This is a genomic window from Streptomyces sp. NBC_00090, assembly GCF_045160815.1.
Classification (GTDB): Bacteria; Actinomycetota; Actinomycetes; order Streptomycetales; family Streptomycetaceae; genus Streptomyces.
In genome coordinates, this window is sequence record NZ_CP108224.1 from 1,282,492 (window position 1) to 1,304,330 (window position 21,839).

The 21,839-nt window shown below is 69.9% G+C and carries 15 protein-coding genes and 1 pseudogene; 6 read left to right on the plus strand and 10 right to left on the minus strand.

From position 1 onward, the window contains the following. Positions 1–6: 6 nt before the first annotated feature. On the plus strand, positions 7–1,713 hold the full coding sequence (gene lnt / locus OG361_RS05575; RefSeq protein ID WP_405852173.1) for an apolipoprotein N-acyltransferase: 1,707 nt from the start codon (positions 7–9) through the stop codon (positions 1,711–1,713). Here the strand turns inward: lnt and OG361_RS05580 are convergent. After that, the gene (locus OG361_RS05580) at positions 1,646–2,563 is read right to left on the minus strand and encodes a Gfo/Idh/MocA family protein (RefSeq protein WP_405852174.1); all 918 of its coding nucleotides are present in this window, start codon (positions 2,561–2,563) and stop codon (positions 1,646–1,648) included. The genes lnt and OG361_RS05580 overlap by 68 nt on opposite strands. Positions 2,564–2,631: 68 nt before the next feature. Continuing rightward, positions 2,632–3,819 (minus strand): FAD-dependent monooxygenase, encoded by a 1,188-nt coding sequence (locus tag OG361_RS05585; RefSeq protein ID WP_405852176.1) that lies wholly within the window; start codon positions 3,817–3,819, stop codon positions 2,632–2,634. 93 nt (positions 3,820–3,912) lie between these two features. On the opposite strand from OG361_RS05585, the gene OG361_RS05590 reads away from it, so the two are divergent. The 3 genes from OG361_RS05590 to OG361_RS05600 all read left to right on the plus strand — a co-directional run bounded on the left by OG361_RS05590 (position 3,913) and on the right by OG361_RS05600 (position 5,901). Continuing rightward, entirely contained in the window at positions 3,913–4,572 is a 660-nt protein-coding gene (locus tag OG361_RS05590; RefSeq protein ID WP_405852177.1) for a TetR/AcrR family transcriptional regulator, read from the plus strand. Positions 4,573–4,668: 96 nt separating this feature from the next. Then, positions 4,669–5,196 (plus strand): DinB family protein, encoded by a 528-nt coding sequence (locus OG361_RS05595; RefSeq protein WP_405852178.1) that lies wholly within the window; start codon positions 4,669–4,671, stop codon positions 5,194–5,196. 207 nt (positions 5,197–5,403) lie between these two features. Continuing rightward, complete coding sequence (locus OG361_RS05600) at positions 5,404–5,901, plus strand: hypothetical protein (RefSeq protein ID WP_405852179.1); 498 nt, start codon at positions 5,404–5,406, stop codon at positions 5,899–5,901. A gap of 55 nt (positions 5,902–5,956) precedes the next feature. On the opposite strand, the gene OG361_RS05605 is transcribed toward OG361_RS05600, so the two are convergent. The 8 genes and pseudogenes from OG361_RS05605 to OG361_RS05640 form a co-directional block, all read right to left on the minus strand. Then, positions 5,957–6,430: a hypothetical protein gene (locus OG361_RS05605; protein WP_405852181.1), complete on the minus strand. Its 474-nt coding sequence runs from the start codon at positions 6,428–6,430 to the stop codon at positions 5,957–5,959. A 70-nt stretch (positions 6,431–6,500) separates the two neighbouring features. Further along, on the minus strand, positions 6,501–7,184 hold the full coding sequence (gene ung, locus OG361_RS05610; protein ID WP_384566805.1) for a uracil-DNA glycosylase: 684 nt from the start codon (positions 7,182–7,184) through the stop codon (positions 6,501–6,503). Between the two features lie 80 nt (positions 7,185–7,264). Then, a complete protein-coding gene (locus OG361_RS05615; RefSeq protein ID WP_405852182.1) occupies positions 7,265–8,842 on the minus strand; it encodes an ABC transporter substrate-binding protein in 1,578 nt (525 codons plus the stop codon). 148 nt (positions 8,843–8,990) lie between these two features. Next, on the minus strand, positions 8,991–9,758 hold the full coding sequence (locus OG361_RS05620; RefSeq protein ID WP_405852183.1) for an SDR family oxidoreductase: 768 nt from the start codon (positions 9,756–9,758) through the stop codon (positions 8,991–8,993). A 32-nt stretch (positions 9,759–9,790) separates the two neighbouring features. Then, the gene (gene fabG, locus OG361_RS05625) at positions 9,791–10,552 is read right to left on the minus strand and encodes a 3-oxoacyl-ACP reductase FabG (RefSeq protein WP_405852184.1); all 762 of its coding nucleotides are present in this window, start codon (positions 10,550–10,552) and stop codon (positions 9,791–9,793) included. A 202-nt stretch (positions 10,553–10,754) separates the two neighbouring features. Beyond that, complete coding sequence (locus OG361_RS05630; RefSeq protein ID WP_405852185.1) at positions 10,755–11,138, minus strand: DUF3037 domain-containing protein; 384 nt, start codon at positions 11,136–11,138, stop codon at positions 10,755–10,757. Next, positions 11,135–11,986, minus strand: a complete 852-nt coding sequence (locus OG361_RS05635) for a HipA family kinase (RefSeq protein WP_405852186.1) — start codon at positions 11,984–11,986, stop codon at positions 11,135–11,137. Before OG361_RS05635 ends, OG361_RS05630 begins: the two co-directional genes overlap by 4 nt. Before the next feature lie 76 nt (positions 11,987–12,062). Then, a pseudogene (locus tag OG361_RS05640) lies at positions 12,063–12,328 on the minus strand (site-specific integrase); the annotation flags it as partial. A gap of 345 nt (positions 12,329–12,673) precedes the next feature. On the opposite strand from OG361_RS05640, the gene OG361_RS05645 reads away from it, so the two are divergent. Together OG361_RS05645 and OG361_RS05650 are read left to right on the plus strand one after the other, a co-directional pair. Continuing rightward, the gene (locus tag OG361_RS05645; protein WP_405862092.1) at positions 12,674–21,250 is read left to right on the plus strand and encodes a DNRLRE domain-containing protein; all 8,577 of its coding nucleotides are present in this window, start codon (positions 12,674–12,676) and stop codon (positions 21,248–21,250) included. Continuing rightward, entirely contained in the window at positions 21,247–21,771 is a 525-nt protein-coding gene (locus OG361_RS05650; protein ID WP_405852187.1) for an SMI1/KNR4 family protein, read from the plus strand. Before OG361_RS05645 ends, OG361_RS05650 begins: the two co-directional genes overlap by 4 nt. Positions 21,772–21,839 lie beyond the last annotated feature (68 nt).

A 21,839-nucleotide genomic window follows, 5' to 3' on the forward strand; every position in this document is an offset into this window, starting at 1 on the left:
GCCGCCATGCGAATTCCGTTCATGAAGCGGGACCGGGACCGGGGCCAGGACCGGGGACGGGACCAGGACCGGGGCCAGGACCAGGACCGGGGCCGGGACCAGGGCCAAGGTCGTGGCCCGGCGCGTCGGCGCGGGGTCGGCCGTTCCGTACTCGCCCTCGGCTGCGGCGCGCTGCCCGCCCTCGCCTTCCCCGCTCCCGGGCTCTGGTGGTGGGCGTACCTGGCGCTCGTCCCGTGGCTGCTGCTGATCCGGACGGCTCCGGGGGCGCGTCGCGCCGCCCTGGACGGCTGGCTGGGCGGGGCCGGGTTCGTGCTCGCCGTCCATCACTGGCTGCTGCCCAGCCTGCACGTCTTCCTCCTGCCGCTCGCCGCGCTGCTCGGCCTGTTGTGGCTGCCGTGGGGATGGCTCGTACGGTCCGTGCTCGGCGGCACGCCGTCACCGCCGCGGGCCGCGGTCGCCCTGCTCGCGGTGCCCTCCGGCTGGCTGCTGATCGAGATGGTCCGCTCCTGGGAGGGCCTCGGCGGGCCGTGGGGGTTGCTCGGGGCGAGCCAGTGGGAGGTTCCGGTGGCGCTCCGGCTCGCCTCGGTCGGCGGCGTCTGGCTGGTGAGCCTGCTCGTGGTGGCGGTGAACACGGCCGTGGCCCTGCTCCTCACAGCGCCCGGGCCGCGTGCCGTCGGGGTCGCGGGACTCGCCGCCTGCGCGCTCGTCGCGGGCTCGGCCGCCTGGGGGGTCGGGGCGCCGCGCGAGAGCGGGACGGTGCGGGTGGCTCTCGTACAACCGGGGGTGTTCGAGGGTCCGGACGGTGCCGAGCGGCGGTTCGCGCGGGCCGAGGAGCTGACCCGCTCCCTCGCGGGGCAGCCGCTCGACCTGGTGGTCTGGGGGGAGAGCGGCGTGGGCACCGATCCGGCGGGCCGTCCCGAGCTCGCCGCCCGGCTCACCGCCCTGGCGCGGGCGGTCGACGCGCCGCTCCTGGTGAACGTGGACGCGCGCCGGTCCGACCGTCCCGGGATCTACAAGAGCGCCGTCCTGGTCGCTCCGACGGGTCTCACGGGTCAGCGATACGACAAGATGCGGCTCGTGCCGTTCGGCGAGTACGTTCCGGCGCGCGCGGCCCTGGGCTGGGTGACCTCGGTCGGGAAGGCCGCGCAGGAGGACCGGCGGCGGGGCACCACGCCGGTAGTGATGACGCTGCCCGCCGCCGGAGGGGTCGCCGCCGGAGCGGTCCAGGGCCTGCGGGTCGGGCCGCTGATCTGCTTCGAGTCCGCGTTCCCCGACATGAGCCGACGGCTCGTCCGGGACGGTGCCGGGCTGCTTGTCGTCCAGTCGGCGACCAGCACGTTCCAGGAGAGCTGGGCGCCCGCCCAGCACGCGTCCCTGGCGGCCCTGCGGGCGGCGGAGACGGGCCGGCCCGTCGCGCACGCGACGCTCACCGGAATCAGCGCCGCGTACGGCCCGGACGGGCGCCGGATCGGGCCGGTGCTCGGCACGGAGGCGAGCGCCGTCGCCGTCCGTGAACTGCCGCTCTCGGCGACGACGACGCTCTACGTCCGATGGGGCGACTGGCCGCTGTACGGGGCGCTCGCCGTGGTGGGCGCGGTCTGCGCAGCCGAGGGCGCGGGCGTCCTCGGACGGCCCGGATCCCCGCTCAGGAGGTCTGGGCCGAGGCCTGGGTCAGGGCCTCGCGGACCACGCGCTCGCACAGCTCGTGGGTGAGCAGGGCGTCGCGCGCGCTGAGCACCCGCCCGTCGCGTACGGCGTCGAGGAAGGCGAGTACGGCCTGCTCGATCCCGCGCTGGCGGGCCACGGGGACCCAGTCGCCGCGCCTGCGCACGGTCGGCTGGCCCTTGTGGTCGATGACGTCGGAGAGGTTGAGGACCTGGCGCTTGGTGTCCTGCCCCGAGACCTCCAGGACCTCCTCGGTGGAGCCGTTCATCCGGTTCATCATGCCGATGGCGGTGAAGCCGTCGCCGGAGAGCTGGAGCACGACGTGGTGCATGAGCCCGTCGCGGATCCGGGTGCGCACGTCGACGTGCTCGACCACGCCGGGGAGGAGGAAGCGCAGGGTGTCGACGACGTGGATGAAGTCGTCGAGGACCAGGGTGCGGGGGTCCTCGGGCAGGCCGATCCGGTTCTTCTGCAGGAGGATCAGCTCGCGCGGGTGCTCGACGCACTGGGCGTAGGCGGGGGCGAGGCGCCGGTTGAAGCCCACGGCGAGGCTGACGGAGCGCTTCTCGGCGAGCTCCACGATCCGCTCGGAGTCGGCGTACTCGTAGGCGAGGGGCTTGTCGACGTACGTGGGGACGCCCGCTTCGAGGAGGCGGCCGGCGATCTCGGCGTGGGCGGAGGTCGGTGCGTGGACGAAGGCGGCGTCGAGTCCCACGGCGAGCAGCGAGTCGAGGTCGCCGTGGCGCTGCGCGGCGGGCAGGTGGAGGGTGTCGGCGACCCGGCCCAGGGTCGCGGCGGTGCGGGTCTGGAGGTGGAGTTCGACCCCGGGGAGGGTGGCGAGGACGGGGAGGTACGCCTTCTGCGCGATGTCGCCGAGTCCGATGCAGCCAACCTTCACGGGGTCTCCCTTGTCGTGTCGCTCGTTTCCACCGGCCGCGCTCGCACGGGCCGTTCGCCCTGGTCAGCTTACGCGGGACGGGCCGGGGCCACCGGCGGGTGCCAGTCGGCGATGCCGTCGAAGCCGCGCAGGACCAGGCCCGGGCCGAAGCGCGAGACGGCCCCGACGAGCGTGGAGCGCAGGGCGACGGCGGGGCGGGCCGCGAGCATGGTCAGCGCTCCGGTGCGGGCGGCCTTGCGCACGATGGCGGTGGTGCGCGGCAGCCGGTCGGCGGTGTACGCGGCGAGCGCGCGGCCGGGGTCGAAGCCCGGTGCGGAGCGGGCGTGGTGGGCGAGGACGACGGCGTCCTCGATCGCCTGGTTCCCGCCCTGGCCGAGGCTCGGCATCATCGCGTGCGCGGCGTCGCCGAGGAGGGCGACCCGGCCCCGGTGGAAGGCCGGCAGCGGGTCGGGCAGGTGGTGGACGTCGTGGCGCAGGACCTGGCCGGGGTCGACGGCGGCGAGGATCTCGGGGACGGGGTGGTGCCAGTCGCCGAAGAGGCGCAGGAGCTCGGCCTTCTCGTCGTCGGGCGCGCGGCCCCCGGCGGGGGCGGCGGCCATGGCGTACGCGTAGATCCGGCCGTCCTTGAGGGGTTGGGTGCCCCACAGGCGTCCGGCGCCCCAGGTCTCGTGCGGGGCGAAGGGCCGTTCCGGGGCGGGGACGACGACCCGCCAGGTGGTGCAGCCGGCGTACCGGAGGCCTGGGTGCTCGGGGAAGAGGGCGTGCCGGGTCGCGGACCGGATGCCGTCGGCGGCGACGACGAGCTCGGCCTCGATCTCGCCCTCCGGGGTGGTGAGCCGGGCGGGGCGGTGGTCGTCGCCGGGATCGGCGAGCGTGGCGGCCGCTCCGGTGCGGACGGTGCCGTCGGGCAGGGCAGAGGCGAGGATCTCGACGAGGGTGGCGCGGTGGAGGAGGACGAGCGGCCCGCCGAAGCGGGCGGCGGCGGCCTTGGCGTTCGTCCGGGCGAGCCAGCGGCCGTCGGGGGCGCGCATGCCGCCGTCGCCCTGCCAGGCGGCGAGTTCGCGGACGCGGTCGCCGAGGCCGATGACGTCCAGGGCGCGCTGGGAGTTGGGGGCGAGGCCGATGCCCGCGCCGACGGGGGCGAGGTCGGCGGCGCGCTCCAGGACGGTGACCCGCCACCCGTTGCGGTGGAGGGCGACGGCGGCGGTGAGTCCGCCGATGCCGGCTCCGACGACGACGGCGCGGTGCTGTTCCATGGCTGCTCCCCTGAGCGCGAAAACTACAGGTGTAGTACGTCGGACGCCATGACCGTACTACAGCTGTAGTCGGGCCGGTAGTAGGTTGTCCCCATGACCGCACCGACCACACCGCCGGCGCCCGTCTCGGAGACCGGCCCGGAGACCGCCCGGGAGACCCCCGCCTCCCGCGCCGAGCGGATCGGCGACGCCGCCCTCGACCTCCTCGTCGAGCGCGGCATGCGGGGCCTGACCCACCGCGCCGTGGACGAACGGGCCGGGCTGCCGCAGGGGTCGACGTCGAACCACGCCCGCACCCGCCAGGCCCTTCTGGAGGCGGCCGTCCGCCGCCAGGTCCACTGGGACACGCGCGTCCTGACCCTGGAGGAGCTGCCGGGCGTCGGCGACGGCGCTCCCCCGGACGCGGACGCCCTCGTGGACGCGCTCGCACTCGCCCTGCACCGGTATCTCACCGACCACCGCGCGCTGCTCGTCTCCCGCTACGAGCTGGCCCTGGAGGCCACCCGCCGCCCCGAACTCCGCGCCTTCTTCGACGCGGCGGGCTCGGCGTTCCACGGCCCGCTGGTGGCGATGATGACGGCGGCCGGCTCACCGGCACCCGAGCGGCACGCGCTCTCCCTCATCGCCTGGTGCGAGGGGCTGCTGTTCTCCTGCGCCGCCGGCTCCTTCCACTCGGCCGTGCCCGGCCACGCCGAACTGCGCACCGGCTTCGACGAATTGCTGCGGGGCATGCTCGGGGGCCGGAACGGCTAGGGGGCGCGTCCTTCGGGGAGCCGGGCTCCCCCGCGTGGCCGCGGCCCGGCGGGAAAGCGGTGGCGTGGCCGGTGATCATGGGGGACGATGCCGCGCATGACCACCGAACGCACCGAATCCGTGCCCCGCGTCGACCCGTCCACCACCTCGGGCGAGCGCGAGGCGCTGGAGCAGTGGCTCGACTTCCATCGCGCGACCCTCGCGAGCAAGTGCGAGGGGCTCGACGACGCCCAGCTGCGCACCCCCTCCGCCCCGCCCTCCGACCTCAACCTGCTGGGCCTCGTCCGGCACATGGCCGAGGTCGAGCGCGGCTGGTTCCGCCGCGTGCTGGCCGGTGAGAAGGCGGGCTGGATCTACACCACCGAGGAGGACCACGACCGGGACATCCACGCCACGGACGAGGACACCTACGAGGAGGCCTACGCCACCTGGCAGGCGGAAATCGCCCACGCGCGCGCCCTCGCCGCCCCGCACGGCCTCGACGACCTGGGCGTGGGCGAGCACCGCACCGGGCGGACGTTCAACCTCCGCTGGATCTATCTGCACATGATCGAGGAGTACGCCCGTCACAACGGCCACGCGGACCTGATTCGGGAGCGGATCGACGGCGCGACCGGCGACTGAGCGACGGGCTACCGGCCCCGGCTGCCGGACCCTGCCACTCGGGCACCGGCCACCGGCCGCCGGGCACCGGGCACCGGGCACCGGGCACCGGGCACCGGGCACCGGGTATCGGGCGGGTCAAGCCCGGGCCCGTCGTGGCTCACCCGTGCGGGGCATTCCCGGCCGGTAGGGGCGCGAAGATCACCGCCGGACCAGCAGAGTGGCGCGGTGCATGGAACCCGAACCACAGCGAAGATCCTGCTCGGGGCGGCGGTCGCCGCCCTGGCGGGCTGCGTCTCGGTCGACGCGCCGCCACCGGCGCCCGCCCCCGCGCCCGCGGCGGAGACCTCCGCCCTCCCCGCCCAGGAAGTGGCGCCGCAGATCGTCGAGGGCCCGGCCCGCGAGGCCCTGGAAGCGGCCCTGCCGGATCCCCCGCCGTCCGCCACGCCCCGCGCGACACCCGCACCCGCGGCCGTACCCGAGCGGCGTCGGCGGGTGGCGGCCCCGCCGCACCCCCGGCCGTCGCGCCCCACCGCCGTACCCCGGCACCGTGAGAATCCGCGCCCGGCACCCCGGCCGGCCGTGCCCGAGCTGCCGGGACTCGCGGAGCTCCCGAAGGAGCCGCCGCTCTCCCGGACGGACGTCTGCGACCTGGGCGAGCGGTACGGGGGCTGGGGCCCCGGCAGCGACCAGGCCAGGATCTGCCACGGCACGTACGGCCGGTGAGCCGGCGCGGGAGGACCCGGACCCACCGCACGGCCGGCTCCACGGGGCGGGCGCCTCACATGGCCCGGAGCCGCAGCTCCAGGCGCTCGATCGCCGCCCGGACCCCGTTCCCGTAGCTGTCGTCGTCGAGCGTGTCCGATGCCGCGCGGGCCCGGTCCAGATGGATCCGTGCGGCATCGGGCTGCTGGAGCTTGACGTAGTCGGCGGCGAGGTTGAGGTGGAGCGAGGGGTACAGCGCGCGCAGCGCGACGGCCGAGCCGTGCGCCGCGAGCCGCTCCTCCGCGAGCCCCTCGGCCGCGCTCAGCGCCCGCAGATCCCAGGCCAGCTCGGTGTCGGGGTCGTCCTGGGCGTCGGCCATGTAGTGGGCGAGGGTGCAGCGGTGCAGCGGGTCCCCGTCGGGGCCGATCTGCTGCCACAGCACCCCGAAGCGGTTGCGGGCCTCCTCGCGGTCACCGCCGTGGAGCAGCATCATGGCCTGCCCGATCCTGGTCATGACCCCGTCGTCCGACGCCTGCTGCTGCTCGGTCACGCCGACCTCCACCCGCTCGCCCATTGGGAGAGCCGACGCTAGCCGCACCCGGCCCCGATCCGGCCGAGGCTCAGCCGAGGTCCGGGATGCGCCAGTCGATCGGCTCGTGTCCCTGGGCCGCGACGGCCTCGTCGATCTGGGTGAAGGGGCGCGAGCCGAAGAACTTCTTCGCCGACAGGGGCGAGGGGTGGGCACCCTTCACGACCACGTGCCGCTCCTCGTCGATGAGCGGCAGCTTCTTCTGGGCGTAGTTGCCCCAGAGGACGAAGACGACGGGGTCGGGACGCGCGGCGACGGCGGTGATCACGGCGTCCGTGAACTTCTCCCAGCCCTTGGCCTTGTGCGAGTTCGCCTCGCCGGACCGGACCGTCAGGACCGCGTTGAGCAGCAGGACGCCCTGCTCGGCCCACGGCATCAGATAGCCGTTGTCCGGGACGGGGTGGCCCAGCTCCGCCTGCATCTCCTTGTAGATGTTCCGCAGGGAGGGCGGGGTCTTCACCCCGGGGCGGACGGAGAAGCAGAGACCGTGCCCCTGCCCCTCGCCGTGGTAGGGGTCCTGACCGAGGATCAGGACCTTCACCTTGTCGTACGGGGTGGCGTCGAGGGCGGCGAAGACCTCGTCCTTCGGCGGGAAGACCGGCCCCTTGGCGCGCTCCTCCTCGACGAACTCGCTGAGCTGCGCGAAGTACGGCTTGCGCAGCTCCTCGCCGAGAACACCCCGCCAGGACTCGGGCAGCATGCTGGTGTCGGTCACGGTCAACAACCTCCGGTGGACGTTCCTGTCTACGTCCCAGAACCTACCGGGGGCCACTGACAGTGGCCCCCACAGGCCTTCTACCAGCTGGCCCGGCGGTGCAGCTCCCACAGCTGCATGACCGTCTGCGGGTCGAGGGCGCGCTCGCCGCCGCCGACGTCCTCGCCGGCCGCGATGTACAGCTTGCCCTGCCACAGGGGCAGCAGCCGGACGTCCTGGACCAGGATCTCCTGGGCCTCGACGAACTCGTCCGTGACGGTCCCGCGGTCGCTCTCGCGGCGGGACTTCGGGAGCAGCTCGTCGGTGATCCGCTTGCTCACGTAGGGCGTGCCGAGGACGTTCTCCTTGCCCACGAAGGGGGCGACGAAGTTGTCCGGGTCCGGGAAGTCGGGGAACCAGCCGCGGCCGAAGACCGGGTACTCGCCCTTCTGGTAGCCCGCCTGGAACTCCTTCCAGGGCTTGCCGTGCAGCTCGACCTTGAAGAGGCCGGACTCCTCCAGCTGCCGCTTCAGCTCGGCGAACTCGGCGGCCGTCGAGGAGCCGTACCGGTCCGTCGTGTACCAGAAGGTCAGCTCGACGGGCTCGGTGATGCCGGCGTCCTCCAGGATCTCCTTGGCCTTGGCGACGCTGGGCATGCCGAAGCGGTCGAAGAACTTGGTGGTGTGGGCCGCGATGCCCTTGGGCACCATCGAGTACAGGGGCTCGGCGGTGCCCTGGTAGACCTTGTTCACCAGCTCGTCGCGGTCGACGACCTGGGCGATGGCCTTGCGGACGGGAAGCTTGGCGACCGAGGGGTCCTGGGTGTTGAAGACCAGGTAGCGGATGTCGGCGCCGGTCGACTCGACGAGCTGGAGGCCCTTGTTCTCGGGCTTGTCGTCCTGGAGCCCGACGACGTCCTCGGCGCTGAGGCCGCGGTACGTGGCGTCGATCTCGTCCTTCCGGAGCGCGGCGACCATCGCGTCGGACTCGTCGAAGTACCGGATCGTGACGCCGCCGTTCTTACGGTCGGCGAAGCCCTTGTAGGTCGGGTTCTTGGTGAGCTCCGCCGCCTTCCGCTCGGAGTACGAGTCGAGGACGTACGGGCCGGAGCCGACGAGCTTGCCGTCGGTGCGGAGCTTGTCGGCCGGGTACTCGGCCGGGTCCACGAGCGACATCGCGGGGGTCGCCAGGACGAAGGGGAAGGTCGCGTCCGACTTGCTCAGCCGGAAGACGACCGTGCGGTCGCCGACGGTCTCGATCTTGTCGAGCGAGCCGAGCATGCCGTTGGGGCCGCCCTTGTGGTTGATCTTGCGGATGCGCTCGATCGAGTGGCGTACGGCCTCGGCGTCCAGCTTGTGCCCGTTGGAGAACTTCAGGCCGTCCAGGAGCTTGCACTCGAAGATCCGGCTGGAGGTGTCCGTGAACTTGCAGTCGGCGGCGTCGGCCTGCGGGGTCGTACTGCCCGTCGGGAAACTCACCAGCGTCTGGAACACATTCCGGAAAAGCTCCCAGGAATTGTCCCAGGCGGCGGCCGGGTCAAGCGTGGTGGGAGAGCTCGTCGTACCGATGACGATTCTCTGATCCCCGGCGGATTCACTGTCAGAAAAGACACCGCATCCGGCTACCAGGGATATGGACGCAAGGGCTGCAGCGGCCTGCAGACTGGTCCGGTTGAACACGTGCACGCTCCTCGTTCAGCCACGGGTCGGCCGACGATACCGCAGCACCCCGTCAGGTCAATCGTCGAGCCCGACGGGGCACTTAAGGCATTCAACGTATAACCGGGGCCAATCCGGACAGCGATTCCGGAAAGTGTCCGGTTATCGGTCAGCCGACTCCGGCGTTCAGGAAGATGCCGCCGTCGACGACGAGGGTCTGGCCGGTGATCCACTCCGACTGGGCGGAGGTGAGGAAGGCGGCCGCGCCGCCGATGTCCTCGGGGGTGCCGAGCCGGCCGAGCGGATAAGCGGCGGCCGCCTCCGCCTCCCGGCCCTCATAGAGCGCCTGTGCGAACTTCGTCTTCACGACGGCCGGGGCAATCGCATTGACCCGGACCAGCGGCGCGAATTCATGCGCCAGCTGAAGGGTCAGATTCACCATCGCCGCCTTGCTCATTCCATAGGCGCCGATGAAAGGCGAAGCGGAGACGGCGGCGACGGAGGCGATGTTCACGATCGCACCGCCGTGCTCCTTCTGCCAGGCGTGCCAGCTCCGCTGGGCGAAGCCGAGCGCGGAGATCACGTTGGTCTCGAAGACCTTGCGGGCCACCCCGAGGTCCAGGTCGGCCATGGGGCCGAAGACCGGGTTCGTGCCGGCGTTGTTGACCAGGAAGTCCAGCCGGCCGAAGCCGTCCATCGCCGCCTCCACGGCGGCGGCCTGGTGGGCCAGGTCGTGGGCCTTGCCGGGGATGCCGATCACCCGGTCGGCGCCGAGCCGCTCTGCGGCCTCCTTGAGGGCATCCTCGCCCCGTCCGGTGATGACGACGCGGTCGCCTCGGGCGACGAGCGCCTCGGCGATGCCGTAGCCGATGCCCCGGCTCGCGCCGGTGACGAGGGCGACCTTGCCGGAGAGCTCCGGCCGTTCGTTCGCGGTCATACCCGCCTCCTCCTCTCGCTGCTGTCGGTGCGTCAGTTGAGCGGGCCGCCGGCCACGTACATGACCTGGCCGGAGATGAAGCCGGCGTCGTCGCCGGTGAAGAAGGCGATCGCGTGTGCAACGTCCTCGGGGCGGCCGACCCGCTGGACCGGGATCATGGAGGCGGCGGCGGCCTGGAACTCCTCGAAGCCCATGCCGACGCGCTCGGCGGTCTGCGCGGTCATCTCGGTGACGATGAAGCCGGGGGCGACGGCGTTGGCGGTGACGCCGAACTTGCCGAGCTCCTTGGCGAGCGTCTTGGTGAAGCCCTGCAGACCGGCCTTGACGGCCGAGTAGTTGGCCTGGCCGCGGTTGCCGAGCGCCGAGGAGGAGGAGAGCGACACGATCCGGCCGAAGCCCGCGTCCACCATGTGCTTCTGACAGGCCTTCGCCATCAGGAAGGCGCCCTTGAGGTGCACGTTCATGACGAGGTCCCAGTCGGACTCGTCCATCTTGAAGAGCAGGTTGTCGCGGAGCACGCCCGCGTTGTTGACGAGGATCGTCGGCGCGCCGAGCTCGGCGGCGATCCGCGCGACGGCGGCCTCCACCTGGGCGCTGTCGGAGACGTCGCAGCCGACCGCGAGGGCGGTGCCGCCCGCGGCGGTGATCTTCTCGACGGTGTCCTTGCAGGCCGCCTCGTCGAGGTCGAGTACGGCGACGGCGCGGCCCTCGGCCGCGAGGCGGAGCGCGGTGGCGGCGCCGATGCCTCGTGCGGCACCGGTGACGACGGCTACGCGCTGCTCGGTGGTGGACATGCTTGGTTCTCCTCGCCCTTGGATCGTCCCTGATCGCGGACGGCCCGGCCGTCCCGCTCCTGCGTCCCGCACATGAGCGACCGCTTAGTATCGTCCGCAGAACGAGACGCTAGAAGCGATGGCACCCGGTGTCAACGGCCCACCGGGTGCACCAGGTCACTCCCCGTGCCGGAACGGTTCGGGAACCCCTCCACCGGCGGCCTCAGCGCACCAGCAGTTCGAGCAGCCGCTCCACCTCCGCCTCGGGGTCGGTGGTGAGGCCCGTGTGCACGGGCCCCGGCTGCACGACCGTGGAGCGCGGCGCGATCAGCCAGCGGAAGCGCCGCCCCGCGTCGTCGCGCGCGGCCTGCCCGGCGTCGTCGCCGCCCAGACAGACCCCCTCGACCGCGCGCAGCGCGGCCCGGACGCCGGTGACGTCCGCCGCCGGGTCGAGGACCGCCAGCTTGGCCTCGTCCAAATGGGTACGGGCGGCAACGTACGACCGGGCGCGGCAGTAGACGACCACGCCCGCGTTGAAGCACTCACCGCGCTCGACCCGCGGCACCACGCGCAGCAGCGCGTACTCGAAGACATCGCGGTCGGTCACGTGGTGCTGTCCTTCTCGGTGGAGGTGGAGGACGGCCGGGGCGCGAGTCGCTCGGCCAGCCAGCCGGGCGGCTGCTGGGGCCGGTTCTCGGAGCGGGGGCCGAGCGTGATCCGCTCGTGGATGGTGGCGGCGCGGGGCAGGAGGGCGGCGACGTAGGCGGCGCGCACCTCGTCGGTGCTCGAGAAGCCCGGCTCGTCGACGAGCCACTCGTCGGGCACGTCGGCGGCGACCTCGTCGAGCAGCTCGCGGGTGACGAGCGGCGCGAGCTCGGCCGCCGCGGCGGCGACGTCCGGCGCGAAGGGTGCGAGCGCGTGGTCGGAGGCGTCGTACGGCTTGGCGGCGGAGGCCTGCGCGCCCGGCCAGTTGTGGTGCCAGATCATGGTGGCGCCGTGGTCGATGAGCCACAGGTCGCCGTGCCAGACGAGCATGTTCGGGTTCCGCCAGGACCGGTCGACGTTGTTGATCACCGCGTCGAACCAGACGACCTTGCCGGCCTCCTTCGGATCCACCTCGTACGCCAGCGGATCGAAGCCCAGCGAACCGGGCAGGAAGTCCATGCCCAGGTTGAGCCCGCCGCTCGCCTTGAGCAGCTCCTGCACCTCCTGGTCGGGCTCGGAGAGGCCGATGACCGGGTCGAGCTGGATCGCGGCGAGCTCCGGCACGCGCAGCCCGAGCCTGCGGGCGAGCTGCCCGCAGACGACCTCGGCGACCAGGGTCTTCCGCCCCTGTCCCGCACCGGTGAACTTCATGACGTACGTACCGAGATCGTCGGCCTCGACGATCCCGGGGAGCGAGCCGCCCTCACGCAAGGGCGTGACATAGCGGGTCGCTACGACCTCTTCCAACACTTTCCCAGGCCACCCATCTCTTCAGCCTTACAATCCACGGACGACTTCTCCGGGGCGTAGAGGCAGGAATCACCGGTCAACGGCGCTGGGGAGAATCTGGGAAGTTTCGGCCGGCGAGCCGGTCTCCCCGCCCCCCAAGCAGACCGTCGATGATGCCGCGCCCCTTGCTGCCGGCTTCCGGCATGAAGTGAGCATAGTAACCGAGGGTGATCGCCTGCGAGGAGTGTCCGAGCCACCGAGCCAGGGTCGGGTCACGACGGACTCTCCGGCTCCCAGCATGATCGAGGCGTAGGTGTGCCGAACCACATGGAAGCCGCCCTTCGGGGCCGCCGCCCCCCGCCAGGCGTGTTACGAGCTTTGAGCCGAGCCTTGTAGCGCACTCGGAGAGGCGCATTCCAGCGCGGGGACGAAACGGAAATTTCGATGTCCGGATTCAGTGCACCCTAGCTGGAGCTGTGTGAACTGTCCGGGTTGTGAAGTCGGTTGACGCCCCGTGATCCACCTGGCTAGACAGTCGTCTCCTCGTTGCGCCTTGCGAGGATGGCGGGCTGGGGAATCCCAGTCCGGTGGTTTGGCGTGCCCGGAAACCGCCGCAATTGCGGAGCCGGGCCGCCATCTACGGAAAGAGCATGGGACGTGAAAGTCCGATACAGGAGACTGATCTCCTGCCTTGTCGTTTCAGCGGTGGTGGGCACTGTCCTGCCGCAAGCCGCGTACGCCGCACCCGCTTCGTCGGCCTCGGCCGGTGAGGACGAGGGCGGGGTCATGGACTCGATCGTGAACTTCTTCACGGGTGACGACGGGGACGATGACGATGACGAGCCGCCGGTCGGCGGCGAGTTGGAGATACCCAGTCGGCAGAAGCTGCCGAAGGGCGAGGACGAGAAGCCCGCGAAGCGGGTCAAGGAGCTGAAGGACAAGCGGACCTCGACCGCGCGCTACTGGCAGCTGTCCGACGGACGTGTCGAGGCCGAGCTGTCGGCGCAGCCGCTCGCGTACCAGGACGGCAAGGTCTGGAAGTCCATCGACATCTCGGTCGAGAAGACCGATGCGAAGGGCTTCGAGTTCGCGAACACCACCAACCAGGGCCGGAGTTGGTTCGGTGACCGCTCGCAGAAGCTGCTGAGGTTCGCCGCTCCTGACGGTCGTACGGTGACGCTCGGCCTGGACGGGGCGGACAAGGCGCTCGCTCCGGTGGTCAAGGGCGCCCAGGTCACCTACAAGGACGCTGTCGCGGGCGCGGACCTGGAGTATCTGGTCGGACGTGGCCAGGTGAAGGAGAACATCGTTCTCGACCAGGCCCCCAAGGGCCCGGTCAGCTATGTTTTCACCCTGGACACCGCGGGTCTGACGCCGAAGCAGAACAAGGACGGGTCGATCGGCCTGTACGGCGAGCTGCCGCACACGCCCGTCATGCTGATCCCCGCTCCGTACATGACGGACGCGAAGAAGGATCCGACGTCGCCCACCGGCGGCACCTTCTCGACGGCCGTCCAGCAGAAGCTGACCCGGGACGGCAAGGGCTACAAGCTCACCGTCACCCCGTCGGCGAAGTGGCTGGCGTCCGAGGACCGCCGGTATCCGGTGAAGATCGATCCGACGATCACCATCGCGCCGGACGCGGCGACCTCGCAGGACACGATGGTCCTGTCCGATCAGCCGGCGGTGAACTTCAACACCACCTGGAAGCTGTCGGCGGGCAAGACGGACACGGGTATCGCCCGGTCCCTGGTCAAGTTCCCGCTGACCGGCATCCCGTCGGGTACGACGATCGACACCGCGCGCCTGGAGCTCTACTACGACCAGTCGCACACCACCAACGGCAACGATGTCACGATGGAGGCGCACCGGGCGACCGGCGCGTGGGACGAGGCGAGTGCGACCTGGTCCAACACCTCTGCCCTGTCGGGCGAGTTGTCGGGGACGACGGTTCAGATCGACGACGGCGACACGGGTACGGCCGCTGTGGGCGAGTGGCCGCGCGGTACGACCACCGGTGGCGCGGCGGTCGGTGACGACTTCGCGTACAACAAGAACACCGCGACCGGCGAGACGTACACCTGGCAGCCGCGGATCAAGGAGACGGCGTCCTACCGGGTCGAGGCGCACTACCCGCCGGCGACGGACGGTGCCACCGCGGCCCCGTACACGATCACGCACCGGGATGGCACCGCGCCGGTCAGGACGGTCGACCAGTCCGGCTCCGCGGCCGCCTGGAAGACGGTCGACGCCACGCAGTACTACTTCGCGGCGGGCAACACGGGCAAGATCGTCCTGGGTGACACGGGCAGCTCGACCACGCGGAACATCGCCGACGCGCTGCGGCTGTTGAACCCGGGCCAGATCGTCAAGAACAAGGGCGAGTACAACTCCTGGCACAAGTTCGCGGTCACCGACACGGTCCAGAAGTGGATCTCGGGCACGGCCACGAACCACGGCTTCGTGATCCAGGCCAAGGACGACGGTGTCGCCGCGACCCCGACCGGCGGTCCGCGCTACGAGGCCGGCGACGGTTCGGTCTACGGCGGCGAGACCTCGACGATCCCGCGGCTGACCATCACGTACGGCAAGACGGGCACGACGCTCAACTCGCCGACCGTGGTGCACTCCACGGGCCCGGAGCTGTCCTGGGCGAAGTACACCAACAACTCCGGTGACAGCGGTCTGGACATCGTCGAGTACCAGCTGCACCGCTCCACGCAGCAGACCTTCACGCCCTCGGCCGCGACGCTCGTCGCCCCGATCGCGTCCTCGGCCACCGCCTACACCGACACCACGGCGGTGCCGACGCCGGACTCGAACGCGAACGAGATCGGCAAGTCGTACTACTACCAGCTGGCCGTGAAGACCAAGGACGGCCAGCTGCTGGGGTCGCCGACGCGTGTGGTGGGCATCCCCAAGGCCGGCCGGACGATGAAGATCATCCAGGGCAGTCAGGGCGGTGTCACCGACACCACGCTCTCCTCGCAGCAGCCGACCACCAACCAGGACACCATCCAGTCCTTCGCGGTCGGCCAGAACTGGCTGTCCGTCGGCAACAACTCCACCACCTACGGCAAGACCCGTGCCGCGCTGAAGTTCCCCACCGCCTCGATCCCGGCGACCGCAACGGTCCTTGACTCGAAGATGTACATGTGGGGCGCCGAGACCACCACCGGCACCGACGGCGCGATCTACGAACTGCACGCGCTGACCCGTGACTTCGACGAGACCACGGCCACCTGGAACAACGCGAACGCCACCACCGCGTGGACCGCGGCGGGCGGCGACATGTCCGCCGCCGTCTCCGACACGGTCGCACAGGTGTCCGAGGTCGGCCGCCACTGGTGGGACGCCACCGGCCTGACCCAGGGCTGGGTGAAGACCCCGGCCGGCAACAAGGGCGTCGCGGTCAAGCTCAAGGACGAGACCACGGCCGGCCCGCAGGAGCGCACCCTGTTCCTGTCGGCCGAGGCCCAGGACCCGCAGCTGCGCCCGTACATCCAGGTGATCTACGTCGACTCCACGACGGAGGACACCTACTACGCGCCGCAGACCCCGGCCCGGATGACCCCCAACTCCACCTACACGGTGGAGTTCACGGTCACCAACACCACGGCCACCGCGTGGGCGGCGGGTGAGCGCGAGCTCTCCTACACCTGGAAGCTGCCCGACGGCACGGACGTGACCAACGGCGGCAACCAGCTCAAGACCGCGATCCCGGCGGTCCTTCCGGGCAAGTCCGCCACCATCCAGGCCAAGGTCCAGACCCCGATCAACTCGGACTCCGGCTCCAAGCGCACGGAGTACGTGCTGGGCTGGGACGTCCGTAAGGTGTCGGACGGGTCGTGGCTTTCGGCCGGTACGGGCGGTATCCCGTCGCTGAAGCAGAACGTCGCGGTCGAGGACCCGACCTCCAACGCGATCGGCCTGGAGAAGTTCTACTCGTACACCGGCAAGAACACCGGCGCCGGTTCGACCGTCATGAACAACCTGGCGGCCGGTAACAGCGTGTGGCAGTACAACGCGTTCAACAACCCCGGCCGGGGCCTGAACACGTTCTTCCGCATGGCGTACAACTCGCTGGACACCTCGGACACGGTCTCGGGCCACGGCTGGTCCGTACAGGCTTCCGGTCCGACCCGGCTCGGTGCTCCGCTGGACTTCCACCCGAACCCGAACCCCACGGAGATCCGTCTGCCGGACGGCGACGGCACGACCCACGTCTTCCGCAAGCAGGGCGACGGCAGCTGGAAGGCCCCGGCGGGTGTGCACTACAAGGTGACGCCGAAGGCGGGCCTGGACTGCACCCCGGCCAAGGACCCGGTTGGGGACGCCTGGACGCTCACCCGCCCGGACGGCACGCGGTTCCTGTTCGGCTGCGACGGCTACATGACGTCCGTGATCGACAGGAACGGCAACACCCAGCTCTTCACGTACGAGGAGCGCAGGTCCAACAACAAGCCGACCAAGTTCCTCACCTACGTCACCGACCCGGCCGGCCGGCAGACGCTGACCGTCGACTACTGGGAGAAGGGCCAGTCCGGCTACCAGTACGTCGACGACTCGGGCGTGCTGACCACCGACACCGGCAAACTGAGCAACTCCAAGATCTACGACCACATCCGCTCGGTGACCGACGTCTCCGGCCGGAGGATCGAGTTCTTCTACACCACCAAGGGGCTGCTCGGGCGGTTCACCGACGGTGTGGGCGCCACGCAGCCGAAGGTCTTCGGCTTCACCTACGACGCGACGCAGGGCAACAAGAACGTCAAGCTGGTCCGGATCACCGACCCGCGCGGCAATGCCACGAAGCTGGCGTACAACGAGCCGTCGGCCGGTGACGATCCGAAGTACCACTGGTGGACCAAGACGATCACCGACCGTCTCGACGGTGTCACCGGCTACACCTACACGGTGAACGCGTCGAACGCGAAGTTCACCGACACCGAGGTCACCGACGCCGAGACGCACGCCACCACGTACGTGACGGACGACTTCGGCCGTCCGGTGCAGACGACCAACGCCAAGTCCCAGACCACCAGGACGGCGTGGGACGCGGACAACAACGTCACGTACCTGGAGGAGGCCAACGGCGCGAAGACGGCGTACTGCTACGACCAGAAGACCGGCTACCCCCTCTGGATGCGGGACGCGGAGAACAACAAGGCCGGTGTCCCGGCTCCCGCGGAGTGCGCTCCGGGTACGTATCCGGCCGACTCGCAGCGGTACGGCTACCAGACCCGCCTGGACGGCTACAGCGCCGACCTGTCCACCAAGACCTCTCCGGAGGGCCGTAAGTGGCAGTTCGGCTATGACTCGTTCGGCAATCTGAAGACGGTCACCGACCCCAAGGGCGTCGCTACCGCGACGGCGGGCGACTACACCACCGCGTACGAGTACAACGCGTACGGCCAGTTGACCAAGGCGACCGACGCCAACGGCAACCCGACGACCAACAGCGGCTTCGGTCCGACGGGCTACCCGGCGAAGATCACCGACGCGCTGGGCAAGGCGACGGACTTTGTCTACGACGAGCGCGGCCAGGTCACCGAGATCACCGACGCACTGGGCAAGAAGATCACACAGACGTACGACGTCTTCGGGCGTTCGCTGGTCAACACGGTACCCAAGGACCAGGCAGCCGGCGTGCTGATCACGTCGCCGGCACCGGTCTACGACGCGAACGACAACGTCACCACCTCCACAGCGCCCAACGGCGCGGTCTCCACGGCGGTCTACGACGCGGCGGATCAGATGGCCTCGGCCACCTCGCCGAAGGACACGCCCACCTCGGAGGAGCGCAAGACGGTCTACAGCTACGACAAGGTCGGCAACCTCAGGACGACGACCGAGCCCAAGGGCGCGCTGACCACGTCGGACCCGGCCGACTACGTCACGACGCAGTACTACGACGCGATCAACCAGCTCACGTCAGCGGTCAACACGTCCGGTGACAAGGTCGGTTACGAGTACGACAGCGTCGGCAACCTGACCACGGTCATCGACCCGAAGAAGAACGCGACCGCGGACACGACCGACTACACGAGCAAGACCGCCCATGACCTGAACCACCGGGTCACCACGGTCACGGACGCGGCCGGCAAGTCCACCTCGCGCACCTACGACAAGGACTCCCTGGTCATCCAGACCAAGGACGCCGAGGGCAACGTCAGCTACGTCGATTACGACGAGCGCGGGAAGCAGAAGGAGGTCCGCGCGCCCTACGAGGGGGCTACGTTCCGCAAGACCCAGTTCGAGTACGACCAGGTCGGCAACACCACCAGGGTGATCACCCCGCGTGGTACGGCCACCGCCGCGGCGGACGACTTCGCCTCGCGCACCGAGTACGACGCGCTGAACCGTCCGGTCAAGCAGTTCCAGCCGTACGACCCGGCCGACGCCCGCTACAACAACCCCGGCGTCTACACGCAGACCGTGTACGACGCCGTGGGCCGCGCCTCGAAGACGTCGCTGCCGCCGTCGGAGGGCCAGACGGTCCGCAACGACACGGTCTACGAGTACTTCGACAACGGCTGGGTGAAGAAGTCCACCGACCCGTGGGACATCTCCACCACCTACGACTACACCGAGCTCGGGCAGCAGAAGGCCCGCACACTCACCTCCGCGGGCGGCTCCTCGGACCGCACCATGTCATGGGCGTACTACCCGGACGGCAAGCTGAAGTCCAAGTCGGACGACGGTGTGCCGGTGGGCAGGTCGGTGGTCCTGGTGGACAACTCCGACAGCCGGCACACCTCGGCCACGGGCACGTGGACGAAGGGTGACATCGCCGGGCAGCAGGGCTATGACCACCACACCCACGCGGCCGGAACGGGCACCGACGCCTACACATGGACGCTGAACATCCCCAAGGACGGCACGTACACCGCGTACGTGAAGTACCCGAAGGTGACCGGCGCCGCCACCACGGCGAAGTACACGCTGTCGCAGGGCACCACCACCCACCCCGCGGTCACCAAGGACCAGAACGCCGCCACCGGCACCTGGGTCGCGCTCGGCTCCTACAGCCTCAAGCAGGGCAACGACGCCCGGCTGAAGCTGGACCAGAACAGCGCCGGCATCGTCGTCGCCGACGGCGTCAAGCTGGTGCGCGACATCTCCGGCGACACGGACTCCGAGAAGAAGACCTTCACCTACGCCTACGACGCCAACTCCAACCTGACCTCGGTCGACGACACCTCCTCCGGTGCCGGGATCGACGTCTACACGGTCGCCTACACCGGCCTCAACCAGGTCCAGAAGGTGACCGAGGCGCTCGCGGGTGCGGAGAAGAAGGCCACGTCGTACACCTACGACGCCAACGGCCGGCCGGATACGATCACCCACCCCGACCAGTTCTCCAAGTACACCTATGACCTGCGCGAGTTGGTCAAGACGGTGTCGGTCGGCAAGACGGCTTCGGACGCCTCGCCGAAGGTCACCTCGTACACGTACACCGACCGCGGCCAGAAGCTGCGGGAGACCAAGGCCAACAAGAACACGGTCGACTACACCTACTACCTCAACGGCGCCGCGAAGACGACGTCGGAGAAGAAGAGCTCCGGCACGCTCGTCTCCTCGCACGCCTACGCCTACGACGCCAACGGCAACAAGGCGCAGGACGTCGCGAAGAAGATGAACGCCGACGACAACTCGGCCTACCTCGAGTCGACCACGGACTACACCTACGACCCCGTGGACCGGCTCGCCAAGTCGGTGAAGACCGGCACCGGCGCGGGCACCGAGACGTACGTCCACGACGACAACGCCAACGTCATCAGCCAGGCGGTCAAGGGCACGTCGTCGACGTTCACCTATGACCGCAACCGGCTGTCGACCGCGACCACCGGCAGCTCGACCGCCGACTACAACTACGACCCGTTCGGCCGCCAGGAGTCGGTCACGGCGGGCGGCAAGGTCATCGAGCGATCCGTCTACGACGGCTTCGACCACGTGGTGGAGTCCCAGAAGATGGACGCCGCCGGAGCGTTGAAGTCGACGAAGTACACCTTCGACCCGCTGGACCGCACCGCGTCGAAGACGGCGGACGGCAAGACGACCGACTTCCACTACCTCGGCATGTCCGGGGAGATCCTCGGCGAGGAAGTCGCCGGCGAACTCACGAAGTCCTACCAGTACAGCCCCTGGGGCGAACGGCTCTCCCAGGTCAAGCACAACACCGACGGCACCAGCGAAGACGGCTACTACGGCTACAACTCGCACACCGACGTCGAAACCCTGACCGACAAGAACGGCGACTCCAAGTCCACCTACGGCTACACCGCCTACGGCTCCGACGACAAGGACGAGTTCACCGGCATCGACAAGCCCGACGCCGCCGACCCGACCAAGGAGGCGTACAACCCCTACCGCTACAACTCCAAGCGCTGGGACGCCGGCGCCGGCACCTACGACATGGGCTTCCGCGACTACGACCCCGGGCTCAACCGCTTCACCACCCGGGACATGTACAACGGCGCCCTCGCGGACATGGGGCTGGGAGTCGACCCGTTCACCGGCAACCGGTACGCCTTCACCGGCGGAAATCCCATCAACCGCGTCGAGATCGACGGGCACGACTCCTGGTTCACCGACGTTCTCGAGCGGGTCGAAGAGGCAGTAGTCGAGGCGGCTGAGAGCCAAAGCTCCCGGAGCATCTGGGACACGGCGAGGACCGCCGCCAAGCGAAACCTCCTGGGTGCCGCGATCGGCGCGGTGACGGACATCGCGCAGGGCGAGGACCCGCTGAAGGCCCTGGTGTGTTCGGCGGGATGCCGTACCCACAATGCCCGGAACCTGGCGGATCGCTTCAGGTGCGAGTCCCAGTCGCGAGAGGAGAGGTACATGTACTTCCCGCTCGTGAACGGGAATGCGACCGGAGCCACTGCCCTCATCTGCCCCAGCGACCTCAAGCCGCCGAACTCGCGCAGTACCGAAGACACGTTCACGCCGGAGGGCTTCCCTGTCGGCGTGAGGGACGCGAACGGTGACGCTCTTTACAATCGGTCTCACATCATCGGGGACAGGTTCAACGGGGCGAACATAGCGGAAAACATGTTCACGGGTTATCGGCGCTTCAATGTGAGCGGCATGAAGACCTGCGAGAACAGGATGGCGGAGGCTCTCGCCACAGAGCCTGTGACCTACGGCGCGGTTCTGGAGTACGGCGATCCGACCGCACCCCGGCGGCCGACTGCGATCACCATGACCGCGTCCACGCCGACCCGTAAGCTGTTCAGCGTGCGGATAGAGAACAAGAACGCGAACGGGGGCGGCTGTTGAGCATCGAATCCCTGGAGGCCGCACTGCCGGGGCTGGTGGCGCAGCGACTCCAGACTCCACGGCGAATCGACTGGGCAGTGATCTTCGGCGGCCTGGGGACACAGCTGCCGGACGATTACGTCGGTCTGGCACAGTCGTACCCCAGGCTGGAGATCGGGCGATTCCTCACGGTGACGGCTCCGGCCCCAGGGTACGAAGAGGGCTTCGTCGAGTCCGCGAGAATGGATCTAGCCGGCGCCGAGGAAATGTCGCAGAAAGGGATGACCGGCGGCTATCCCGTCTTCCCGGCACCAGGAGGACTGCTGCGATGGGGCAGCTCGATCGATGGCGACGAGTTCCACTGGCGCACAGAAGGGCAGCCGAACGAATGGACTGTCGTCGTGGCCGGCCGGAATGACGACTGGTTCCACCACGAGGGCAGTCTCACAAGCTACCTGTCCGGGCTCTGCTCCGGGACGATCCCGCCCTACGGGCTCCCCCCGAACTTCCCGGGTCCTGATCCTGCGGTATCCGTAGGCTGAGGAAAATCGAAATACTGAGGGGGCCCGTTCGATCTCGGGCCCCCTCAGTCCTTTACTGCGTAAACATG

Excerpts from the sequence above, each read along its gene's own strand:
- lnt (WP_405852173.1), top strand. The coding sequence starts at position 7 with ATGCGAATTCCGTTCATGAAGCGGGACCGGGACCGGGGCCAGGACCGG.
- OG361_RS05585 (WP_405852176.1), bottom strand. The coding sequence starts at position 3,819 with ATGGAACAGCACCGCGCCGTCGTCGTCGGAGCCGGCATCGGCGGACTC.
- OG361_RS05590 (WP_405852177.1), top strand. The coding sequence starts at position 3,913 with ATGACCGCACCGACCACACCGCCGGCGCCCGTCTCGGAGACCGGCCCG.
- OG361_RS05595 (WP_405852178.1), top strand. The coding sequence starts at position 4,669 with ATGACCACCGAACGCACCGAATCCGTGCCCCGCGTCGACCCGTCCACC.
- OG361_RS05620 (WP_405852183.1), bottom strand. The coding sequence starts at position 9,758 with ATGACCGCGAACGAACGGCCGGAGCTCTCCGGCAAGGTCGCCCTCGTC.
- fabG (WP_405852184.1), bottom strand. The coding sequence starts at position 10,552 with ATGTCCACCACCGAGCAGCGCGTAGCCGTCGTCACCGGTGCCGCACGA.